The organism is Sulfurimonas sp. ST-27 (assembly GCF_048081595.1).
GTDB lineage: Bacteria > Campylobacterota > Campylobacteria > Campylobacterales > Sulfurimonadaceae > Sulfurimonas > Sulfurimonas hydrogeniphila.
The window spans coordinates 94959-110898 of record NZ_CP182226.1 but is presented as its reverse complement, the minus strand read 5'-3'; the positions used below and the strand labels follow the sequence as shown (position 1 = coordinate 110898).

General features: G+C 37.4%; 18 protein-coding genes. 3 read left to right on the top strand and 15 right to left on the bottom strand.

Going from position 1 to position 15940, the window contains the following annotated elements:
• Positions 1-134: 134 nt before the first annotated feature.
• From tpx to ACM66U_RS00525, 6 genes are all read right to left on the bottom strand, one after another.
• Positions 135-641 (bottom strand): thiol peroxidase, encoded by a 507-nt coding sequence (tpx, locus tag ACM66U_RS00550; RefSeq protein WP_151901360.1) that lies wholly within the window; start codon positions 639-641, stop codon positions 135-137.
• 127 nt (positions 642-768) lie between these two features.
• Positions 769-1746, bottom strand: a complete 978-nt coding sequence (gene tsaD, locus ACM66U_RS00545; protein ID WP_418640897.1) for a tRNA (adenosine(37)-N6)-threonylcarbamoyltransferase complex transferase subunit TsaD — start codon at positions 1744-1746, stop codon at positions 769-771.
• Positions 1737-2816, bottom strand: coding sequence for a 1-deoxy-D-xylulose-5-phosphate reductoisomerase (gene dxr / locus ACM66U_RS00540; RefSeq protein WP_418640896.1), 1080 nt, complete (start codon positions 2814-2816; stop codon positions 1737-1739). The genes tsaD and dxr overlap by 10 nt, the downstream gene beginning before the upstream one ends.
• A complete protein-coding gene (locus ACM66U_RS00535) occupies positions 2817-3572 on the bottom strand; it encodes a phosphatidate cytidylyltransferase (RefSeq protein ID WP_346389123.1) in 756 nt (251 codons plus the stop codon).
• A gap of 42 nt (positions 3573-3614) precedes the next feature.
• Complete coding sequence (locus ACM66U_RS00530; RefSeq protein ID WP_151901364.1) at positions 3615-3935, bottom strand: hypothetical protein; 321 nt, start codon at positions 3933-3935, stop codon at positions 3615-3617.
• Between the two features lie 304 nt (positions 3936-4239).
• Complete coding sequence (locus ACM66U_RS00525; RefSeq protein ID WP_418640895.1) at positions 4240-5568, bottom strand: NFACT RNA binding domain-containing protein; 1329 nt, start codon at positions 5566-5568, stop codon at positions 4240-4242.
• 79 nt (positions 5569-5647) lie between these two features.
• Here ACM66U_RS00525 and ACM66U_RS00520 point away from each other — a divergent pair, with 79 nt between their 5' ends.
• On the top strand, positions 5648-6319 hold the full coding sequence (locus ACM66U_RS00520; RefSeq protein ID WP_151901366.1) for a precorrin-2 C(20)-methyltransferase: 672 nt from the start codon (positions 5648-5650) through the stop codon (positions 6317-6319).
• Here the strand turns inward: ACM66U_RS00520 and ACM66U_RS00515 are convergent.
• The 7 genes from ACM66U_RS00515 to ACM66U_RS00485 are packed head-to-tail and all read right to left on the bottom strand — an operon-like array spanning position 6316 to position 12397.
• The gene (locus tag ACM66U_RS00515) at positions 6316-7116 is read right to left on the bottom strand and encodes a precorrin-3B C(17)-methyltransferase (RefSeq protein WP_151901367.1); all 801 of its coding nucleotides are present in this window, start codon (positions 7114-7116) and stop codon (positions 6316-6318) included. The two genes, ACM66U_RS00520 and ACM66U_RS00515, sit on opposite strands and share 4 nt — an antisense overlap.
• 19 nt (positions 7117-7135) lie before the next feature.
• The gene (locus ACM66U_RS00510) at positions 7136-8185 is read right to left on the bottom strand and encodes a cobalt-precorrin 5A hydrolase (protein ID WP_346389121.1); all 1050 of its coding nucleotides are present in this window, start codon (positions 8183-8185) and stop codon (positions 7136-7138) included.
• Positions 8182-8931 carry a cobalt-precorrin-4/precorrin-4 C(11)-methyltransferase gene (locus ACM66U_RS00505; RefSeq protein WP_418640894.1) on the bottom strand — a complete coding sequence of 250 codons (750 nt, stop codon included), beginning with the start codon at positions 8929-8931 and terminating at the stop codon, positions 8182-8184. The genes ACM66U_RS00510 and ACM66U_RS00505 overlap by 4 nt, the downstream gene beginning before the upstream one ends.
• Positions 8924-10093 carry a precorrin-6Y C5,15-methyltransferase (decarboxylating) subunit CbiT gene (gene cbiT, locus ACM66U_RS00500; protein ID WP_418640893.1) on the bottom strand — a complete coding sequence of 390 codons (1170 nt, stop codon included), beginning with the start codon at positions 10091-10093 and terminating at the stop codon, positions 8924-8926. Before cbiT ends, ACM66U_RS00505 begins: the two co-directional genes overlap by 8 nt.
• Positions 10087-11178 (bottom strand): cobalt-precorrin-5B (C(1))-methyltransferase CbiD, encoded by a 1092-nt coding sequence (gene cbiD, locus ACM66U_RS00495; protein WP_418640892.1) that lies wholly within the window; start codon positions 11176-11178, stop codon positions 10087-10089. The genes cbiT and cbiD overlap by 7 nt, the downstream gene beginning before the upstream one ends.
• Before the next feature lie 6 nt (positions 11179-11184).
• Positions 11185-11694 carry a (2Fe-2S) ferredoxin domain-containing protein gene (locus ACM66U_RS00490; protein WP_151901372.1) on the bottom strand — a complete coding sequence of 170 codons (510 nt, stop codon included), beginning with the start codon at positions 11692-11694 and terminating at the stop codon, positions 11185-11187.
• Positions 11684-12397, bottom strand: a complete 714-nt coding sequence (locus ACM66U_RS00485) for a precorrin-8X methylmutase (RefSeq protein ID WP_151901373.1) — start codon at positions 12395-12397, stop codon at positions 11684-11686. The genes ACM66U_RS00490 and ACM66U_RS00485 overlap by 11 nt, the downstream gene beginning before the upstream one ends.
• 50 nt (positions 12398-12447) lie before the next feature.
• Here ACM66U_RS00485 and bluB point away from each other — a divergent pair, with 50 nt between their 5' ends.
• On the top strand, positions 12448-13074 hold the full coding sequence (gene bluB, locus ACM66U_RS00480; RefSeq protein WP_418640891.1) for a 5,6-dimethylbenzimidazole synthase: 627 nt from the start codon (positions 12448-12450) through the stop codon (positions 13072-13074).
• Here the strand turns inward: bluB and ACM66U_RS00475 are convergent.
• On the bottom strand, positions 13058-14314 hold the full coding sequence (locus tag ACM66U_RS00475; protein ID WP_418640890.1) for a cobyrinate a,c-diamide synthase: 1257 nt from the start codon (positions 14312-14314) through the stop codon (positions 13058-13060). The two genes, bluB and ACM66U_RS00475, sit on opposite strands and share 17 nt — an antisense overlap.
• A 41-nt stretch (positions 14315-14355) precedes the next feature.
• Here ACM66U_RS00475 and ACM66U_RS00470 point away from each other — a divergent pair, with 41 nt between their 5' ends.
• The gene (locus ACM66U_RS00470; RefSeq protein ID WP_151901376.1) at positions 14356-15192 is read left to right on the top strand and encodes a sirohydrochlorin cobaltochelatase; all 837 of its coding nucleotides are present in this window, start codon (positions 14356-14358) and stop codon (positions 15190-15192) included.
• A 14-nt stretch (positions 15193-15206) separates the two neighbouring features.
• On the opposite strand, the gene ACM66U_RS00465 is transcribed toward ACM66U_RS00470, so the two are convergent.
• Positions 15207-15884 carry an energy-coupling factor ABC transporter permease gene (locus ACM66U_RS00465; protein WP_151901377.1) on the bottom strand — a complete coding sequence of 226 codons (678 nt, stop codon included), beginning with the start codon at positions 15882-15884 and terminating at the stop codon, positions 15207-15209.
• Positions 15885-15940 lie beyond the last annotated feature (56 nt).

Here is a 15940-nt window from a genome sequence, read left to right as displayed (position 1 = left end):
GGAGAATTATTAAAGTTTGTTGATTAGATAGCGTTTGCATTTTGAATGAATCAAAATGCAAACAGAAGGAGAAACAAAATAAGACATACTCATTTTGCTTTTTTGCCACCAATGGCGGCAAGAAGAGAAACTGACTACTTTTTCGCAGCTTCTATTGCAGCATCATACTGAGGCTCTTCAGTGATTTCCGGAACGATTTCTTTATAAGTTACAATTCCGTTTTCATCAATTACGAAGATAGCACGAGCAGTTACACCTGCAAGTGGAGAACCGCCTAAAAGTACACCGTATGCGTTAGCAAAGTCTTTGTTTCTGAAATCTGAAGCAACAGTTAGTTTGTCGATTCCCTCAGCTGAACAGAAACGTCCTGCAGCAAATGGAAGGTCCATAGAAACAACAACAGTTTTAACACCGTCAAGTTCTGCAGCTTTTGCATTAAAGTTACGAGTTTCTGTAGCACATACACCTGTATCAAGTGAAGGAACTACGATGATAAGTTGTTTTGTACCTTGAGCACCACCAACTTTTACATCACCCAAACCATCTGAGTTTACTACATTAACTTCTGGTGCTTTATCACCTACATTTACTTCATTTCCTAATAACTCTACGTCTGTACCTTTGAATTTAGTTGTTGCCATATTCAATTTCCTTTATTTAACACTCATTTTGAATGTTTGATTTTTCTTGTTGGAATTGTACAATTAAAATACTAATATTTATCTTATTAAAGCTCAGAAAACCTTGCTTTAAGTTAAATTTAATTTATCACATCTTTACCCTTGCTGCTACACTCACTTCTTCCAAGGAAGTAAACATCCCCTGCTTGTACATATCCACTGCAACCCGCCCTATCATAGCCGCATTATCCGAACAGTACTCTAAATCGCTCAAAAGTAGTTGTGCATTATAAGGCTGCAGCAGCTTTTTTATTTCCCCTCGCAGATACAGGTTTGCACTTGCGCCTCCGACAATGGCAAAGTTTTTCGGAGGGTTTGTCTGAAAATATTTTTTAAGTTTGTGCACAAGATGTTTGCTTGCAGTATATTCAAAAGAAGCCGCTATATCTTTGTAGTCTTCCGATTCAGACTTTTCAACAGCAAGCCGAACCGCATTCTTTAATCCCGAATAGCTAAAAGCGAATTTTGGTGTTCTAAGCAAAGGGACGGTAAAGTCATATCTTTTTCTGTCGCCCTCTTTTGCAAGTTTTTCTATAACCGGTCCGCCGGGATACCCCAACCCCATCATCTTCGCCACTTTGTCAAAACTCTCACCGAAACTGTCATCCATACTTTTTGCAACCGTCGCAATATCGGTCAGACTCCTGACCTCCATCACTTGTGTATGCCCGCCTGATACCAGCAGAACCGTCAAAGGAAAAAGCGTCTCTTTTTCAATAAAAAGTGAATAAATATGCCCGGTAAGATGATTTACCGCAATAAGGGGAATATCAAGTGCAACACTCACTGCCTTTGCCAAGGTAACCCCCTCTATCAGCGTAACGGCAAGTCCCGGGCTCGTTGTCACCGCAACCGCTTTTATCTTTTTAAAATAGGGCTCACACTGCTCCAAAATCTTTGGCAAAGCCTCTGCATGCAGTCGCGCTGCCAGTTCCGGAACAACACCGCCGTATACGCTGTGCTCAATCTCCTGTGAAATCTTTTTATGAAAAACAAGTTTGTTTGTTGCTATTTCTGTTACAGCAATTGCACTGTCATCACAGGAACTTTCTATACTTAAAACCATCTGTTCTTTCCTACATATTTTCGCACTTCTTGATCTATAAGGAATATATCGCTTACATGTAAAGGGAGTGCATCACTGAAATTTTCATACGCATTGATAATAATTTTACTGATATCCATAAAACCTATTTTTTTGGCGATAAACATCTCAATAGCCGCCTCATTTGCCGCATTGACAACAACGCCTCTTTGCGGATTTTTCAGCAGATCTTCTTTAATCTGCCAGACAGGATAGCGCTCCGGACTGATTTGGCGAAACTCCAGACGTCCCACCTGTACAAGATCAACATGCGGTAAAATCGCTTCATCCATTTTTTCATCAAGCGCATAGGCTATGGGCAACTGCATACTCGCATTGGCAAAATGTGCTGTGGTTGAGCCATCTTTGAAGTCTATCATCGCGTGAATCAAAGACTGCGTCTCAATAATGGCATCATATTCTCCCTCGCCAAAGAGCCAGCGTGCTTCGAGGAGCTCAAACATTTTGTTGACCATTGTTGCCGAATCAATTGTGATTTTTTGCCCCATTGACCAGTTTGGATGCTTTTGTGTATCTGAGAGTGTTGCTGTATGCAGTCTTGTTATATCCCAGTCACGAAAAGCTCCGCCGCTTGCTGTAATCGTCATTTTTTTTACCGGTCTCTCCTGCAACAGATACCACAACCCGAAATGCTCGCTGTCAATGGGCTGAATTTTTGATGTATCAATGAAACTGCCGCAGGCAACGAGTGACTCTTTGTTTGCCAGGGCCACTTTTTTATCACACTCTATGGCTTTGAGTGTCGGGCGCAGGCCCAAAAAACCTACCAGTGCATTCACGACAAGTTTGGAGGTTGCTTCTTCTATTACATGTAATATAGCTTCTTCTCCACTATAAACACGAGAATGATTCACTTTTGCAACATCTGCTTTATTTGCTACAACGACAACTTTTGGCTTATGTTCTTTAATTTGCTTATTTAAAAGTGCAATATTTTTACCACAAACCAACACCTCAACTTTTATACCAAAACGTCTGGCAACCAGCAAAGCATTGACACCGATGGAACCTGTCGAGCCTAAAAGTATCAACTAGACCAGTCCGCGAAGCAGTACAAGCATAACGATCGCTCCAAAAAGGTAGCCGTCAATTCTGTCAAGTATGCCGCCATGCCCCGGAAGCAGATCACCACTGTCTTTTACCCCGGCACTGCGTTTGAGCGACGACTCAAACAAATCGCCGAATATTGAGCTCAGAGCAACCATAAAAGAGATGACAAGAGCAATCCAGAAATCAACAGCAAAAACACCCAAAAATGCGCCGACAAATGTTGCAAGGGCTACACCGCCTATGACACCTTCAAGGGTTTTATTCGGACTTGTCTCACAAAATTTTGTTTTTCCTATGCTTTTGCCTACAAAATAGGCACCGATATCAGTCAGGGCAACTACACCCAGCAGCCAGACTAGTGACAGTACGCCATACTCTTCATACATTGTTAAAATAAAAAGCAGCCCTGCCGTCGGATAGATAAACGGTAAAAAGTCAACCCATTTCAGGTTTTTATCATACGCCACAGCAGATGCATAGCCGACGCCTGCAAGCACAAACAAATCATCCCCGTAAGGATAAAAAGCGGCTATAAGCCATAAGGCTGCTGCATATGGCAGAAGATTATCTTTTTCTACACCAAAAAGCACCACAGCCTCTTTAAAAGCCAAAATGTATACAGTCCCGAGAAAAAGCCACATAACAAAAAAATTGTCTATCAATCCGACAGTCAGCACAACGGCCAAAAGTGCCAATCCTGTGACTATCCGCTCTCTACTATCTCGTAATATGCTCATAAAAGATCCCTACAAATTTTTCAGATAAAATATTATATCTAATCAGACTTTAATATCTAATAGATGCAGTGGTTCGTCCGGTTCGTCCTCACTCTTTTCTTCAACAATTTCATGCCCCTGGTTTTTTGGCAGATTGTTTGTTTCCTGATCTGCTTCTTCTCTTTGGTGTTCACGGTCTGGGTCTATTGCATGACTCTCTTCGGTAGGACGGACCTCTTCTATCTCTTTTTCTTTCTCCTGCACAGCAGCCTGCGCGGCAAGGTTTTGCAAATCAAAGCGGACATATTGATTGCCCTGCAAAGGTGTGACGGCAGGTGTCATCTGGTTTACCAAGACTACATTTCCGATAGCTCCGACACTCATAGGCTCCTCCTTCCTTTTGGTTCACAAAGCCGGTACTGTAGTGCCGGCTGTTGTTACTTCTTCACCATTCTCAGCCCACCCTAAAGGATGGGTTCCAAAACTTTCCGGAATCGGTACTGTAATGCCGGCTATTGCTACCTTTTCGCCATTCTCAGCCCACTCTAAAGGATAGGTTCCGAAACTTTCCGGAATCGGTACTTCAGTGCCGACTGTTGCTACCTTTTCGCCATTCTCAGCCCACCCTAAAGGATGGGTTCCGAACTGTAGTAACTTTTCGGAATCGGTACTTCAGTGCCGACTGTTGTTAGGCTCTTGTATCTACTTCTATTGTCTTATACTTATTATACAACACATTTGCCCCGTTTTGTATCGTGACTTCCCGTCTTGGAGTATAATCGACCAAAAAGCGGTCTTTTGAAGCGGTACTGAATTCTACACAGAGTCTTGCCGCTGCCAAAATGATGTTTTGCGGCAGATTCTGCTTGTCAGTGGTGATGATGACATGGGCGGAAGGACGGTCTTTCATATGCAGCCATATATCTTTTGCGCGTGCGTTTTTTAAAAGTTCGACATTGCCTTTTTCATTTTTTCCCAGTTGCACTTTATAGCCTTCTATCCAAAACACTTCTATGGAGTCATTTTGCCTGACTTTTTTGTTTTGTACTTTTTTGGGCAAAAGCATCTCTATCTTTGCCACATCTTTTGCCTCTTTGATTACATGTATAAAGCGCTTGAGATGTTCTATTTTTGAGCGTAGAGATTCCTCTTCTATATGCAGATGCTTGGCACGTTGTTTTGCTTTTTTACTTTTGGAAAAGAACATTTCACTTATCATAAAAGGAGTGGGATAGCGTTTTTGCAATGCTATGTGCACTTTTGAACCGTCATAATCTTCCAGTTCTATTTCTCTTGCATAGGGCTTGATGTTTTGCACATTTGAGAGCACCAAATTGCCCAAATGCCCATTTTCCTGTGCCTCTTTTTCCAGGCTCTCCTGTGAATCAAGTTTCGCATAAAGTTTTTGCAGTTTTTGCAGTTTTTTCTCAAGCTGGGAAATTTTTTGCTTTTTCATTCCCTCAAGTTTTGCATTTTGCTCTTTTTCATACACTTCGTATAAAAATGTTTCCACATCCTCAAGCGGATACTCTTTTGCTACAAAAGGCGCAGGCGGAACATCCAGCAGTTTTTGCCCAACCCGAACTTCCCGAAAAGAGGAAAACAGATCAACATGACGCAGTGCTTCAAGCACAATATTCTCTTCATCCAGAATAATGACATTGGTATATTTGCCTGTAAATTCTATCTGCAGGTAGGTTGTTTCTTCTTTATAAGCAGAAGCCAGCGAGGTTTTAATGCGTATAATTTTATCATCATTGAGCAGTTCTGCATGTAAGACGTTTGCACGGTTGAACCGTTTGGCTAAAATGACATCAAAAGGGGCATTATAGACCTTGGAACGCGGGTACTCTTCACATTTGAATATGCTTGAATTCGAGCGTTGCATGTTAAAATAAAGCGCATCATTTTTGTCAAAAACAATTTTGATGATGCTGTCGCTTACCCGAAATGCAGCAGATATTTTTTTAAAATTTTGTAAATAATCAGTAATTTGTTCTAAATGTGAAAGTTTCATAACTTAATTCTAACATACAAATCATTCACAAAAAGCACACTTTATAAGAAGTTAGTTATAATTTCACAAAAAGAAAATAATGAATCAAAAACTTACTATGGTCTCTTTAGGTCCAGGAGATGTTGAACTCTTGACACTTAAAGCACTCAATGCTTTTAGGGAATGTGATGCCATCTGTGTACCTACAAAAAGCGAAGACAATACTTTTACAAAATCTATCAGCTATAAAATCGTCTCGGATGCGCTTTCACTCTTACATGTAACCAAGACTATTGTACCGGTTTATTCACCTATGCATTTTAACTATGAAGACTGGGTACACGAGGCCGATATAATTTTAGAGACACTGCAAAAATACAATAAGGTCTGCTTTGTCACACTTGGAGATGCTGCTATTTACTCAAGTATCTACTATCTGCTTGACATTATCAAAGAAAAAAATGAAAAAATCTATAAAAGCTGTAAAGTTATAGCAGGTGTCACTTCATTTAGCGCCGCTTCCGCCGAAGTGCAAAAAGCACTTTGTTTAGGTGATGAAAAACTCATCATTAAGCCTATAAATCCACGATCTGAAGTCAAAACTACAGAAATTTTAATGCGCCCAAAAATCGGAATGAATACAGAGGTTTTAGGAGAAGGTAATTTTTATACTTTTGAAAATATGTATCTTGAAGATGCTAAAATCACATCTTCAAAGATTAGTAAAGTCAAAAAGTATATGACCCTTTTTATCAATTTTGCAAGGCGCTAGTTAATCTTTTCCCATTCACCCTTTTGCATACCACTTAAGTCATATTTATTTAAATAGCCTCTTGGTGTTAAAACTCTGCCATCCCTTGTAAGTTTTGTTGTAGAGTTTCCTATAAGCAGTGTCGTAGACATATTTACATCTTCATTTTCTACGCCTGCATCTATCAACTCTTTTGCTGTAATTATTTTTATCATCTGATTTTCACGCCCTAAATCTCTTGCAACTACTACAGGGCGATTTGCATCAATATTTTTCAACTGTTCTAGCATTCCTTCATACGGCTCAAGTCTACTTCTACTTTTTGGGTTATAAATTGAGATAATGAAATCTCCCTCCAAAGCCAAACGTAATCGTTTTTGAATCAACCCAGCATCTGTTAGCCTATCAGAAAGTGATATAAGACAAAAATCTTGACTAATAGGCGCACCGACTTCACTCGCAAGTGCTAAAACAGAACTAATCCCAGGTAAAGCCGAATATTCTATACTTTCCCACAAGTCAAGCGTATCTATAAGTTCAACAACCAAAGAACCCATAGCATAAACATTTGCATCACCATTTGAAAGCAATGCAACAGTCCTGCCTTTTTTAGCTTCATCTATGGCATGCTGAACACGTTCTATCTCTTTTGTCATTGGCGTCGTAAAAACCTCTTTATCTGCTACCAATTCTGGTAAATCCTTGGCATATTTGGTATAAGCTACAACTAAATCCGCTTCACGTATTGCGTTTATTGCCTCTTGTGTCAAATATCTGTCACCACCTGCGCCGGTTGAGACTAATGTTAATTTTCCCATCTTGTTTTTGCTCCTTATATTAAAATGAAGCGGCAATCGTTACCGCGCCGTAAATTCTTTTACTTAAAAAAAGTGTTCTGTTTTTACTTGCCAATAAAGAAGCCGGTTCAGCCACTCCTTTAATATTAAAAAACTTTGTCGCCTGCGAAGGGCTAAACTTCTCAGGGAGTGCATTAATGGCATCCTCGCTGAAAAATTCTAACTCTTTGTTTATGTTTGAAACATATTGAAGTAAACCTTTTTCATCCGCTTTAGCACTAAAACTTGCAAGTTTTGTAATTTGTTCTTTTTTTATACCGTGTTCAAAACAAAATCTTGTAACTGCCTTGTCTATTTCATCAGCACTTGTGCCTCTGTTCATCCCAAGCCCTAAAACTATCTCTTGCGGATGAATTTGTAGTGCACTATTTGGTAGCTTTTGCGGAGTAATATAAACAGTCGGTATATTTTTATCCCACTTTCCTAAATCATCTGGCATAAAAAAAGAAAAATTTTCCTCTTTGTAGCCTTCAAACTCTTTTACTGCCTCAATCATACAGGGATAACTTATTACCTGTACTTTTTTCTTGTTGATGATGGCGTTGGAAACCTCTGCTAAAGATTTTAAGTTGCTGATAGTAAAACCGTACTTTTTTGCAAACATATCAAAAGCAAGAACTTTTATCTGATCACTTGCCGTAGTTACAAAATTCACACAGCCTTCTATCTTTGCACACAATTCATTGGCAAGTTCATTTGCACCTCCCAAATGCCCTGAAAGTAAAGGAATTACCCTTTTTAAATCAAGCGTCATTATGAGCACAGCAGGGTCTGTTGCTTTATCTTTTAAGTGTGGTGCAATTTTTCTAATGACTGCACCCGTTGCCATTAAAAAGATGATGGCGTCAAACTCAGCCCATGCCGTAGGCATGATATCATCGACTTTGGCAAAAATGTGAAAAGCCGCCTCTTTTGTTGTACCATCTTCACTTTTGTTAAAAATATGACATTCATGTCCTTGCAGATAAGGTAAAAGTTTTTTTGCTGCTTCTAATGAAGGATTATTTATAGTTGCTATTGCTATTTTCATAATGATTTTGATTTCCTTTGACTCTCTTGTTTGTATTTGTCTGCGTACAGATGAGATTCTGCCGTTGAGTTTTGGTGTAAAAATTTGCCAAACATGATGAGTGCAACACCCTTTACATGTAAAACCTGCTCTTGTATAGTAGAAATAGTGGCTTTATAAATTTTTTCATCAGACCATGTCGCTTTTTCAACAACCCAGCAAGGTGTATCTTTGCTATAGCCTAATTTATAAGCTGTCTCTTTGAGTTTTTGTATAAGTGAGATAGAGAGATAAAACGCAAAAGAAGAGTGCTTGTTTGACAAAAGTTGTTCCAGACTTTCTGGATTTGGAGTACGCCCCTCAATACGGGAGATAATAAGCGTCTGTGATACTCCGGGAATAGTATATTCAATACCCGCCGATGCTGCCGCACCAAATGCTGCAGTAACTCCCGGAATAATCTCAAAATCTATATTTTCACTTCTTAAAAATTTTATCTGTTTGGCTATGGTAGAGTAAATAGAGCTGTCCCCCGTATGCAAACGCACAAATTTATTCTGGGCATATTTTTTTATAAAGCCAAAAATATCCTCATAACTCATATCTGCCGAGTTTTCTATAATCGTTCCCTCTTGACACCACTTAAGTAGCTCTTTTGGAACAAGGGAACCTGTGTATAAAACCACTTCAGCGTCCTGTAAGGCTTTCATCCCTTTTACAGTTATAAGTTCAGGATCCCCTGGACCCGCTCCTACAAATTTAATCATTTATTTCCTTCTTTAGTATAATCTGATGCATAATGCGCTCAGGTTCTGGCATAAGCAGGCTCATTTTATAAGTTGTGAGACTAATGCTTTTAACATCAAAAGAAATTTTTGCTTCTTTTAAAACAGTGATAGCTTGTGTTAGGTTTGTAAGTGTTACAAAGTTAGCTACCAGAATACCGCCTTTGGCTAAGCGTCCATAGAGGTACTCAAGTTCAGCTATCACTTTTTGTCCGCCACCACCGATGAAAATTCTCTCAGGCGTGCTTAGTTCTTTCTTGTATGCTTCACTTGCTTCGCCTTCATAAAGTTTTGTATCGAGTACTTTATGCTTTTTTAATGAATTTTTTATCATAGCCGAACGTTTGGGATTTTTTTCAAAAAGAATAGTTTTTACTTTATAACGTTTGTAGCCGTCTATACTAACAGAGCCAGAACCAGCTCCTATATCCCACAAAAGCATATTTGGCTGCAGTTCAAGGTTTTGTAAAGAAATATGTCGCTTATAGCTTTTGGTAATCATCCCGTTTTCATGTTCAATACTTTCTTCGCTTGAGATATTAGGTAGTGGCTTATACTTTCGTTTAACAAGAAGAGAATAAGGCATACGAGGTGATTTTTCTAGCATTTTTTGTAATGTTGTCGTAGAAAAAGTCTCATCTTCATAACCAAACCTTTCACCAAGTGTAATATTTATGTCATCTTCATCTAAAAAATTTATAGCCTGCGACAAAACACGAGGCGTATCATCATCACAAACAATAAAAGTGTACTCTTTTGTCAAAAAGTTTTGTAAATCCACAAAGTTTTTTCCATGTAAAGTTATAATGCCTGTTTTAACAAGACTTACACCCTCATGAGCTAACATATAATTAAGGCTTGAAGTGTTATCAATAATTTTGAAAGCAATCTTTTGTTTTTTAAGTGCATTTATAATTAAAATTGCCCCAGAAAAAAAAGTAGGTGAACCACTGACTACATAGAGTAACTCTTTGTCAAGATTATTTAATATTGCTTCTTTGACAACTTTAAAATTTCCCTTTGTCACATTTGGCAAAGGGGTTTCATAGTTTTGATCGCAAAAAATCATATCAAATTTTGAGAAATCAACATCTATATTCTTAAAATTATATTCACCCATCCCTGAGCCTGCTATTGTTACCATTTTAGCCTTTCCTTTATCTCATTTGGCAAAGTAATTGTTTCAACCTCGTGTACATGTAAACCAAGCTCTAAAAACCACTCTTTCAATCTCAAAGCAGATTTATACCCTAAAAGTTTTATAAATGGCTCTTTATACTCATCCGGCAGAGTTTGTAAAACTCCTTTTAAGGTTACAAATTCTTCATTGCCCAGTTCAAAATTCAGTTCTGAATTTAACCAAATTTTCACCTCATCAAAATCAATACTGCCATATTTGTTATGTGTATTTTTAAAACCCTGTGCTACTTTACACATTTTTGCAACACTTGTTATAAATATCAATTTTTTTATTCTGTGTTTTTTCAGCCGAGAAGATGCATCATACACAAAATTACCAATCTCTATAATAGAACTTTCATTATAATATTTTTTCGCAAAATCATGCGCAGAATTACCAAGAGTAAAAATAATTTCCTCCTGTGACTCTGCCGCTGCGACATCTATTTCAGCTGTAACAGAATCAATATACGCAGAAGAAGAAACCGGCTTAACAATGCCTCGGGTACCTAAAATAGAAATGCCGCCAACTACGCCAACCTTTGCATTTGCCGTATCTTTTGCTATGTGCTCTCCATCTTTAACACTAAACACGGCATATAAAACTTCTTTCGATTCTTTTACAATACTTTGTGCATTTTCCAGCATCATGGTAAGAGGTACAGGATTTATTGCAGGATGCGGGGGACTGATTTTCAGCCCTTTTTTTGTGACGACTCCTATCCCTTCTCCGGCATAAACATAGACTTTTGTATTCTTAATTTTTAGAAGTGAGGGCGTTTGTTCTTTAATCTTTTGCGGTTTTTGTTTTAAAAGTTTACAGCTAATTTCACATCCTTTTGTTACATCAATATCGTCATTATCACCTTTAACACTAACATAACAAAGCCTCTCCTTTTGCCCAACATCTATAAGTGCTTCTGCACCCTGTGGCAACACTACTGACAACTTTTGCATAGGAAGCTTACCAAAATATTCATACAAAGTCGCTAAAAACACTGCTGTTGCATGTGTTCCTGTTGTGTACCCCGACTTTAGTTTTTCACTCATGCGAATTTAGTTATAAACCTTCATAGGAATAAAATACTTCTCATCCAACATCTCTAAAAGAATTTTATCTTCACTTAAAAGCTTAAAAAGTTCTCGCCACTGCTTGTCTGTAAAATTATGTGTGTGCCGTAACCAAAGTGCGTTGTTTTTTGCATTACCATTTGCCTGCGTATTTTCTGTTACTTGACAAACTTGGCGAAATCTACATGCTCCATAACAGCCTGTACGGCTTATCTTTATACGATTTTCTCCCTTATTAAGCCCCATCTCCTTTAGAATCTCACGCAAATGTGTTGCCCTGTCATCTTTGCCCGCTTTACCACATCGCTCGTCATCGCACAAAAGGAGCAGTGTTTTATAGTGCATAATTGGTCGATTTTTATCATAGTTTTTTGGTTTACATGTATAGCCTTCAACCACTTCACTGCCCATTTCATTCAGACGCACTTCACCTTTTTTTACTGGGTTACTACCGTATTTTGAACTTGAATGTGAATTTATCAGACTACTTGCCATTATATTTTCCTTGCCCTGTGTCAAAGTCTTTTATAAGCTTATAGGCTGCATGCAGTGATGCGACAACCATCGTTGATGCACCGTATCTGCCTTGTAGAATAATGCCCTCAGCACCAAAATGCTCTATAAATTTTTTTCCATACTCTTTAGATTCGACCACATTGACAAAACCAACAGGAAAAAGTAAAAACATGACATTTTCAAGATTTACTTTATTTTTTATCAATGTATTTACCGCTGCATAAATAAACGTCGGAGCATTTCCACAGGCTAAAACCATAGGCTCGTTTTGAAACTTTTGTATTGCAAGTTCTACTGCTGCATAAGAACGGGTTGTAGCATTTTTTTCTGCCATTTCAAAAGCTTCGGGTTCATTGACATAACAGATAACTTCGTTCTCATACTTATTTAAATAAAACTGGCTCAATCCTGAACGAATCATATTGGTATCAACAATGAGTTTTGCTTTGTTTTGCAACAGATCTTTGAGTTTAAGCATCGCGTTTTTGCTAAAGTAAATATTGTCTATAACCTCATTAAAACAGGTTGTTGTATGAATCAGTCTTGCAACAAGTGCTTTTTCATTTTCATCAAATTCATGGTATTTCGGATAAGAAACAATTTCATCTTCTATCATTTCAAAAGATTTTTCGCTAATATCTGCACCGATATTTATAGGGGGTTCTTCCAGAATAAAGTCCATACATTCTCTTCTTTTTTTTTAATAAGGATTATAACACAGTATAATTACGTATGAACTTTACAAAAGACGATGCTGACAAACTCTTAAATATTATAAAAGCTAGACGAGATGTCCGAGGAAACAGATTTATAAACAAAGCAGTAGAAAAAGAAAAGCTCAATATGATCTTAGAAGCAGCTATTTCGGCACCTTCTGTGGGTTACTCGCAGCCTTGGAAATTTATAGTCATCAGCGACAAAAACATAAAACAGAGACTTATAGAAAATTTTGACCATGAAAACACAAAGGCGAAAAAAATCTTCAAAGACAACCCTCTTTATAAAAAATTAAAATTAGAGGGCATAAAAGAAGCCCCTCTGAACATTGCTGTACTCTATGAACCAAAACAAAGTAATATTTTGGGAATGACTAGCATGGAAAAAATGGGTGAATATAGTGTTGTCTGTGCCGTTCAAAATATGTGGCTTATGGCAAGGGCCTTAAACATTGGCATAGGTTGGGTGAGCATACTCGATGAGAACAAAGTACTCAATACTTTACATGTAAAACAAGGATCACGCCTTATAGCCTACCTTTGTGTAGGCTATGTAGATGAATTTTATCAAGAGAGTGAGCTTAAAACTTTAGGCTGGGAACGTGAAAAACTTTTAGATAAATGCGTCACATACAAAAATTAATACGCCACATTGTATGCAAATAGGTAGCAAAAATATTGTCTTGTCTATAGCCTCCCTCTTTTGCACTTTTTTTTGAAACTTTATAGAGCTTTATATCTGTTTTTGGTGCATCAATAATTTTAGAATAGTGAAAAGCATGTCCTTTGATGACCTCTCCATCAAACTCACATTTGTAGTAACCCAAACGCTCACGTTTCTTTGTGAGTGTAAAGGTTATAGGTAATATTTTACTCATCTTTTTTTCATCACAAGTCTCACCAAGATAAATAAACCCGGCACATTCTGCATAAACTTTTTTAGTTTTGACGTGCTCTTTCAAAGAGTTTTTAAAATTATGTGAATCTTTTATTTTTGCATAATGGCTATTTGTCTCCACATAGCCACCCGGTAATATCACAAGATCTGCATCATCTGGAATTGCTTCATCTTTTGTACTGCTTATAAATTGCACTTCTTTGTAAAGTTCTTTTAAAAACTCTATATTGTCATGATACACAAAAGAAAAGTTTTCATCTTTCACAAGTACACATTTTTCATCTCTTTTTATTACTTTCTCAAAGGGGTATACACTAACATTTTCTAAAACAGTTTTCATAACAGATTCTAACTGCTCTATATCAATATGTTCCAATACCTCTTTTGAGATTTTTTCTACCATATAAGAATCCAGTTCTTTTAAATCAAGCCCCAAGTGCGTTGCATTTAAAGTTTGTAATCCCTTTTGTATCCAACCACAGACTACAATCCCTTCACACTCTGCTTCTATATGCTTTTTTACGAGTTCATAGTGCATGGCAGAAGAAATTTTGTTGAGCACTACTGCTTTTATCGTATTGTCTTTTCTAAAGAAGAGCAAACCTTTTAAAACTGCAGCAACAGTTATGTAACTGCCGCCTGCATCCAGAATTAAAAGAGAAGGAATATTGAGAGTTTTTGCCACATCATAAGCACTTGCACCCTTGTCCATTCCGTCATAGTAACCCATAACACCTTCCAAAATGGCAACATCTTTGTCAAAATACTTTGTTAGCATCCATTGCAGCTGCACTTGATTCATCATGTATCCATCAAGGTTAACAGATGGAATACCTGCTATACGTTCGTGAAACTGCGGATCAATAAAATCCGGCCCACACTTAAAAGGGCGTACATTCTTCTTATAATGATACAAGAGTGCCATTGTAAGAAGTGTTTTTCCTTGATTGGATGCGATTGCAGAGATTAATAATGCTTTTTTCAACTTTTTATCCTATAATTTGCAAAAAATTAGATTGGTGTATTATGAAACGATATAGACATTATAACAAAGGCACGGCAATAATTCTCTCCTGTTTTGGTTCGGTGATAGAGCAGGAAAAATATTTGGAGTTTGAAAAATTTATACAAGACTCCTTTACAGAGATTCCTGTTTTTACTGCATTTTCTTCAAAAATGGTCATTAAAGAGTTGGCAAAAAAAGGCGAAGTATATAAAAATCTTCCTCAGGTGATGGCAGATGTTGATATGGAGGGTTATAAGCGTTATATCATAGTAAGTGTAAATATTTTCCCGACAGATGAACATGAAGTCCTTATGAGAATGGTTAAAGGATTTCGGGAGTTTTCTTTAGCAAATATTAGATATACGAACCCTCTATTACAAAAAACAAAAGAGACATCACTTTATCTTAAAGCACTTGATGAACGTATACGACAGAAAAAAGAAGACATTATTAACCTTTATATCATCCATGGTGTTCCTGTTTTAAATATCGGTGGACTTGAAGCTGTCAGTTACGCAGCAAACTTTTTAAGAATGCTCAATGAAAGAAATCTCACCTGTTCCTTAGAGGGAGAGTTTCCATTTTATGCTGTAAAAGATGCCATCAAACGCGACATACTCAAACTCACGCAAGGTGATAAAGAGCGAAAAGTTCAAATTGTTCCTATGCTTCTGGTCAGTGGGAATCACTACGACAAAGATATGAAAGAGATATGTGAAGAAGTGAGCGAGTATGCAGATGCAAGTATTGTTCAGCCAATCACACAAGATGAAAAGTTCAACCTCATAGAGCAAGAAGAAGTTCGAGAAATATTTAGAAAAAATATTGAGATAGAGCTCAAGAAATTAGGATTGTAAAATCCTGATTTCTTTTACGCATGACAAAGTTTTTTGTCAAATAAAAATGCACATTCATTTGTTTTGTCGTAAGCTTTTACGGCAGTTAAAACTGCAATGTCTACCAAAGGTTCTATAATAATCACAGACATGTACGCCGCACCGAAAGTAGCAATGTTTTGTAAATTTTCAACTTCAAATCCTTGCCCATAAAGTGCCCAAAAAGCAACCCATGAAACAATACTCCCCTCCCAGACAACAGAAAGTTTTAAGAGTTGTGTATAGCTTATATCTTTATATGCCACACCTTCCGGTATCACTTTTTTTGCTGCTATATTTAAAACAAACATACTTGCAAGAAGCGTTGTTACATTGATGCCATACTGAGGCAAATCAAACTGAGCAAAGAAAAGTCCCTGAATTAAAAGTCCCAAAGCCAAACCAATTGCGGCAGGAGCAATGCCAAATACTAAAAATATGGTTGTTCCTAAAATAAGATGCACTTCACTTACACCTATTGGGTAGTGTGGTAAAACTTCAAAACAACAAAATACTATAATCGTTGCTATTATACTTTTAAATACTAAAGACAAAGCACCATTTTCCTTGATATTGTCATACGCTGTTTTTGCTGTAGCTCCAAGCACTGCTGTTGCAGTTCCATAGCTCAAAAACATTTTAGCGCCTTCAACTACGCCTGCTTCTATATGCATTTTTGCATCCTTTAATTTGTTTATTCCAAATTATACTATAATTTCAAAAAAAGGAA

Coding starts and splice junctions, on each gene's coding strand:
- tpx (WP_151901360.1), bottom strand. CDS start 641: ATGGCAACAACTAAATTCAAAGGTACAGACGTAGAGTTATTAGGAAAT.
- tsaD (WP_418640897.1), bottom strand. CDS start 1,746: ATGGTTTTAAGTATAGAAAGTTCCTGTGATGACAGTGCAATTGCTGTA.
- ACM66U_RS00535 (WP_346389123.1), bottom strand. CDS start 3,572: ATGAGCATATTACGAGATAGTAGAGAGCGGATAGTCACAGGATTGGCA.
- ACM66U_RS00530 (WP_151901364.1), bottom strand. CDS start 3,935: ATGAGTGTCGGAGCTATCGGAAATGTAGTCTTGGTAAACCAGATGACA.
- ACM66U_RS00525 (WP_418640895.1), bottom strand. CDS start 5,568: ATGAAACTTTCACATTTAGAACAAATTACTGATTATTTACAAAATTTT.
- ACM66U_RS00520 (WP_151901366.1), top strand. CDS start 5,648: ATGAATCAAAAACTTACTATGGTCTCTTTAGGTCCAGGAGATGTTGAA.
- ACM66U_RS00515 (WP_151901367.1), bottom strand. CDS start 7,116: ATGGGAAAATTAACATTAGTCTCAACCGGCGCAGGTGGTGACAGATAT.
- ACM66U_RS00510 (WP_346389121.1), bottom strand. CDS start 8,185: ATGAAAATAGCAATAGCAACTATAAATAATCCTTCATTAGAAGCAGCA.
- ACM66U_RS00505 (WP_418640894.1), bottom strand. CDS start 8,931: ATGATTAAATTTGTAGGAGCGGGTCCAGGGGATCCTGAACTTATAACT.
- cbiT (WP_418640893.1), bottom strand. CDS start 10,093: ATGGTAACAATAGCAGGCTCAGGGATGGGTGAATATAATTTTAAGAAT.
- cbiD (WP_418640892.1), bottom strand. CDS start 11,178: ATGAGTGAAAAACTAAAGTCGGGGTACACAACAGGAACACATGCAACA.
- ACM66U_RS00490 (WP_151901372.1), bottom strand. CDS start 11,694: ATGGCAAGTAGTCTGATAAATTCACATTCAAGTTCAAAATACGGTAGT.
- ACM66U_RS00485 (WP_151901373.1), bottom strand. CDS start 12,397: ATGGACTTTATTCTGGAAGAACCCCCTATAAATATCGGTGCAGATATT.
- bluB (WP_418640891.1), top strand. CDS start 12,448: ATGAACTTTACAAAAGACGATGCTGACAAACTCTTAAATATTATAAAA.
- ACM66U_RS00470 (WP_151901376.1), top strand. CDS start 14,356: ATGAAACGATATAGACATTATAACAAAGGCACGGCAATAATTCTCTCC.
- ACM66U_RS00465 (WP_151901377.1), bottom strand. CDS start 15,884: ATGCATATAGAAGCAGGCGTAGTTGAAGGCGCTAAAATGTTTTTGAGC.